5 protein-coding genes are annotated in these 4,978 nt (G+C 71.2%); 1 reads left to right on the top strand and 4 read right to left on the bottom strand.

Features of this window, described 5'->3' with window-relative positions; all coding sequences use genetic code 11:
- Both J0695_RS36020 and J0695_RS36015 read right to left on the bottom strand, forming a co-directional pair.
- A partial coding sequence (locus J0695_RS36020) for an ABC transporter permease (RefSeq protein WP_206968988.1) occupies positions 1–713 on the bottom strand: 713 nt, incomplete at its 3' end.
- On the bottom strand, positions 710–3,364 hold the full coding sequence (locus tag J0695_RS36015) for an alpha/beta fold hydrolase (protein ID WP_206968987.1): 2,655 nt from the start codon (positions 3,362–3,364) through the stop codon (positions 710–712). The genes J0695_RS36015 and J0695_RS36020, both read right to left, overlap by 4 nt.
- Before the next feature lie 119 nt (positions 3,365–3,483).
- Here J0695_RS36015 and J0695_RS36010 point away from each other — a divergent pair, with 119 nt between their 5' ends.
- Entirely contained in the window at positions 3,484–3,906 is a 423-nt protein-coding gene (locus J0695_RS36010) for a GNAT family N-acetyltransferase (RefSeq protein ID WP_242553633.1), read from the top strand.
- A gap of 64 nt (positions 3,907–3,970) precedes the next feature.
- On the opposite strand, the gene J0695_RS36005 is transcribed toward J0695_RS36010, so the two are convergent.
- Both J0695_RS36005 and J0695_RS36000 read right to left on the bottom strand, forming a co-directional pair.
- Positions 3,971–4,351, bottom strand: a complete 381-nt coding sequence (locus J0695_RS36005) for a VOC family protein (RefSeq protein ID WP_206968986.1) — start codon at positions 4,349–4,351, stop codon at positions 3,971–3,973.
- Entirely contained in the window at positions 4,348–4,845 is a 498-nt protein-coding gene (locus J0695_RS36000) for a tetratricopeptide repeat protein (RefSeq protein WP_372445880.1), read from the bottom strand. Before J0695_RS36000 ends, J0695_RS36005 begins: the two co-directional genes overlap by 4 nt.
- Between the last annotated feature and the right edge of the window lie 133 nt (positions 4,846–4,978).

The raw sequence follows: 4,978 nt of genomic DNA, 5'->3' as shown, positions 1-4,978 counted from the left end.
GCGGTCGGCGGCGCGGTCGGGCTGACGATCGTGGGCAATGTGCTGGACGCGGTGACCGCGCCGCCGACCGCACCCAGCGGTGCGTCCGTCTTCGTCGAGAGCCAGAACGCCAGGGCTGCGGTGACCAGTTGCGAGACGAAGATGAACGCCACGACGATCGCCAGCCGGGGAATCGCATCGCCGGCTGTGATGGAGCCGCCGGTCGGCAGCTCCAGCGGTCCCCAGCCGTACGCGACGGTCCCCGCGATCAGCGCCACGAGCGGAAGCAGCACCATCGCCGCCAGGCTGAAGCCCAGCGCCACCGTCAGCTTGCTCAGCAGCAGCCGTACGCGGGGCACCGGGGCCGCGAGCAGATACCTCAGCGAGGACCAGCTCGCCTCCTGGGCCACGGTGTCGCCGCAGAACAGCGCCACCGGCACCACCAGCAGGAATCCCGCCGAGACGAAGAGGCAGGTCGCGGCGAAGTTGGCCCCGGACGCCGTCGCGGTGTCCATCAGGGTCACCCGGCCGTCGCGCCCGCTGGGTGTCCCGCCGATCGCGAAGGCCGCGATCAGGATGAACGGCAGTGCCACCAGCACCGCCCCCATGACCAGGGTCCGCCGCCGCTTCCACTGCCGCATCGCCTCGACGCGCAGCGGCAGCGTGTGCCGCGGGCGGTAGCCGGGCGCGGTCTCCACCAGGGGGCTCACAGGGGTGTTCAGGTGCGTGCTCATACGGATCCTCCCGCCATTTCTCCAGCTCCGATCAGGGTGAGGAACGCGTCCTCAAGGCGGCGGTGCGGGCCCACCGCGGTCAACGGCACATCCAGGCGCACCAGTTCGGCGATGAGCGCGGCGGGGCTCGCCCCGTCGAGCCGTACCAGCAGTCCGCCGTCGATCCCTGGGGCCTGTACGGCCGATCCGATCCCGGGCAGCGCGGCCACCTTCTCGGCCAGCACCTCCGTGAACCCGGTCTCCGCCGTGACCAGCAGCGTGTCCCCGCTGCCGGTGATCTCGGCGACGGGTCCGGCCTGGATGAGCCGGCCCCGGTCCATGACCACCAGATGCGTACAGGACTGCTCGACCTCGGCGAGGAGGTGGCTGGAGACGATCACGGTCCTGCCCTCGGCCGCGTACCGGATCATGACGTCCCGCATCTCGCGGATCTGCGGCGGGTCGAGTCCGTTGGTCGGCTCGTCCAGGATGAGGAGATCCGGCATGCCGAGCATCGCCTGGGCGATGGCGAGCCGCTGCCGCATGCCCTGCGAGTACGTCCGCACCGCGCGCTCCAGCGCGTCGCCGAGACCGGCGATCCGCAGCGCGTCCTCGACGTGCGAGTCCTCGTCGGGCCGACCGGTGGCCTTCCAGTACAGGTCGAGATTCTCGCGGCCGGTGAGGTGCGGCAGGAAGCCCGCGCCCTCCACGAACGCCCCGACCCGCGACAGCACGGGTGAGCCCGGCTGGATGGAGTGCCCGAAGACCCGGATGTCTCCGCCGTCGGGCGTGATCAGTCCCATCAGCATGCGCAGGGTCGTGGTCTTGCCCGCGCCGTTCGGCCCGAGAAGGCCGAGGACCTGCCCCTTCTCGACACGGAAGGAGAGGTCGCGCACCGCGTACCGGTCGGAGGACTTGGAGTACTTCTTCGCCAGGTCGGTGATCTGCAGCGGCACTTCCGCCAGCTCGGGATCGGGCGCCGGGACCGTCTTGCGGCGCGAGACCAGCAGCCCGGCAGCGATCAGCGCCGCCAGGGCGGGCAGCCCCCAGACCCACCAGGGCAGCGCGGCGGCCGCCGTCTTCACGGCCACATCCGTGGGCACGCTCAGACCGCCGCTTCCGTCGAGCGCGATGCTGTACGTCGCCGGGGCGGCCGGGGATGCGTACCCGAGGTCCGTCGAGGCGAACACCAGCCGCAGCCGGTGCCCGGCGTCCACCTGATGGTCGACGGCGGGCAGCGTCAGCTCGACGGTCTTCCCCGCCGAGGTCCCCGTGATCCGCACCGGGGCGACCAGCTGGCTGGGCAGTACCTGTTGCTTGCCGTCGGGCCCGACGTCGTACACCTTCCCGAAGAGCACCGTCTCGTCGCTGCCTTCGGACTTCACCCTGACCTTGACGGTCGGCGTGCCCGTGATGCGCAGGTTCTCCTTCAGCGGCGCCGAGTCGAAGCGCGCGTACTGCCCGGGGAAGTCCAGGGAGAGCCCGACCCCGAGCCCGGAGAGCTGTGACAGCGCCCCCACGCCCGGTACGGCCGAGATCGCGGGCGGGTTCGCCCCCGCAGGGTTCTCGACGGACTGCTCCCGTCCGGTGAGCGCGATCGTACGGTCGCCGCTCACCAGCCCCGGGTAGCTGCCGGAGCTCGCACCCCTCAGCTGCGCCGACCCGTCGGTCGAACTGACCCCGCCGGTGCGCGTCACCCGGAAGGCAGGACCGGTGCCGGTGCCCTTGTCGCCCTTCAGATACCGCCCGAACCAGTCCGAGATCCGCCCGTCGATACGGTTCGTCTCGCGGTCCCCTCCGTCGTGCCCGCCCGCGATCCAGTCCACGGCGACCGGTGCGCCGTTCGCCCCGATCGCCTTCGCCGCTGCGTCGGCCTGCCCCAGTGGGAAGAGCGAGTCGGTCTGCCCCTGCACGATCAGCGCGGGCACCTTGATCCGGCTGCCCACGGCGGACGGACTGCGGGCCTCAAGCATCGTGGTCGCCGCCGCGTCCGGCTTACCGGCCACCGCCACCCGCTGGTACATGTCGCAGAGCTGCTTCTCGAAGTGCGCGCAGCCACCGCCGCTGTTGATGAAGATCCCGGCCCAGAGCTTCTTGAAGACCCCGTCAGGGAACAGCGCGTCCGCGAGGTTCCAGTACGTGATCTGCGGGGCGATGGCGTCCACCCGCTGGTCGTACCCCGCCGCGAGCAGCGAGACCGCCCCTCCGTACGAGGCGCCGGTGACGCCGACGCGCGGGTCCCCGGCCTTGTCCAGCTGCACCTCGGGCCGCGCCGCGAGCCAGTCGATCATCCGCGAGACGTCCTTGACCTCGCCTGCGGGATCGTTGAGCCCGATCTTGCCCGTCGACTTGCCGAAGCCGCGCGCCGACCAGGTCAGCACCGCGTACCCGTCCCGTGCGAGCTTCTCGGCCTGCCCCTTCACATCGGCCTTCGATCCCCCGAAGCCGTGCCCGATCAGCACGGCGGGACGCCGCCCGCCGCCGCCCGCGGTGAAGTACGAGGTGTCGAGCGACACCCCGTCCACCGCCATCACCCGGTCCTCGCGATGGACCGGGGCGGGCCCGTCGGAGGCGACGGCCGTCCACGTCCCCGCCCCCAGCAGGACGGCGATCGCGGCGGCCGCGCCGACAAGAACGCGGCTGCGCCTGCTGCGGGACTTGCGTAGCTTCATATCTGAACCCTAAGCGGCAGGTATGACACCCGAAGCTGCCGCCGGGTGGAACTCTCGGTAGCACCCGGGGAGTACGGGCGCGTCGCCCCGTACAGCAGCAGGAGTAGGGAGGCAGCCCCATGTCGAACCGCCTGGAGATCCGCCGCGCGAGCGATCCCGCCGAACTCGTCGCCGCCGAGCATCTCTTCGACGGCCCGGCCCGCCGGGACTGGTCCCTGCGCTTCCTGGCGGCGCCGGGCCATCTGATGCTCATCGCGTACATCGAGGGGCTGCCGGCCGGATTCATCACCGGCATCGAGATGCTCCATCCGGACAAGGGGACGGAGATGTGCCTGTACGAGCTCGGGGTGGCCGAGCCGTACCGCCGGCGCGGGATCGCCCGTGCGCTCGTCTCGACGCTGGCCGAGGTCGCGCGCGAACGGGACTGTTACGACATGTGGGTCGGCGTGGACACGGACAATGAACCGGCGCTCGCGGTGTACCGGGCGTCGGGGGCGAAGGCCGACGCCACGTTCGCGATGCTGACGTGGACATGGAACTGAGGCCCCTGTTGCGCACTGCCGTTCCCCGGCCGATGCGTTCAGGGCCGCCGGGCGACCTGTGCGCTCAGGTCCGTACCCACAGACAGAACGGGTGCCCCGCCGGGTCGAAATGCACCCGTACGTCGTCCTGCGGCTGCTGGGACGCGAGCGTCGCCCCTGCGGCGACCGCGTAGGCACTGGCGGTGTCCAGGTCGTCGACCTCGAAGTCGAGGTGCAGCATCATCTGCTGCTCGCGGGGGCCGGCGGGCCAGACGGGCCGGAGATAGGCGGGCTCGCTCTGAAAGGAAAGGCCGGTCCCGCCCCCGGGCGGTACGAGCTTGACCCAGCCGGGCTCCTCCTGCGCGGCCTCCCACCCGAGAAACCGCCGGTAGAACCCCGCCAACTCCCCGGCGTCCGGCGCGTCGAGGACGACAGCGGTGAAGGTCGTACGCGGCCGTGACGTCATGAGCCGCCCTCCTCGACCAGCAGCAGACGCGCGTAGTTGCCCAACGACCGCTGGTAGCGCGGCAGATGGGGTGCCAGTGCGCCGAGGGCGAGCGATACGGCTTCACGTTCCCGGCCCACGTCGGTCAACGCCAGCGCGAGGAACGCCCTTACAGCGTCGTCCAGTTCGTCGTGTCCGGCGTCCAACTCGGCGGTGAGCAGCTCGACGCTCTCGTCGGACCGCCCGAGATTCCGCAGCGAACTGGCCATCTGGATGACCGCACGCCGCCGCCGGATCCCGGGCACCTCGCGCTCCAGGGCCTCCTTGTACAGCGGCACGGCGAGGTCGGAGTGCCCGGTCGAGTCGAGCGCCCCGCCGCGCTCGAAGATCCCGACGGGGCTGCCGTCCGGGAGCTCGGCCACGAGCTTGTCGATGACCGCCCGGAATTCCTGCTCCTCGTACGAGTCGATGGACGCGTAGGCGTCCACAATGCGCTGCTCCCAGTCTGCGTTCATGCCCATACCCTATGGACCGCCGCGCGACGCCCGGAGCCGCATGAGACCGGCCGCGGTGGGACGGAACCCGCAGGCGGCGTAGAACGGCTCCAACCCGGCCTCGTAGTCGACGTGCAACCACTCCGCGCCGAGG

Source organism: Streptomyces beijiangensis (assembly GCF_017315755.1).
GTDB classification, from domain to species: Bacteria; Actinomycetota; Actinomycetes; order Streptomycetales; family Streptomycetaceae; genus Streptomyces; species Streptomyces beijiangensis.
Note: the sequence above shows the minus strand (reverse complement) of the source record. Positions and strands in the feature narration are given on the sequence as shown.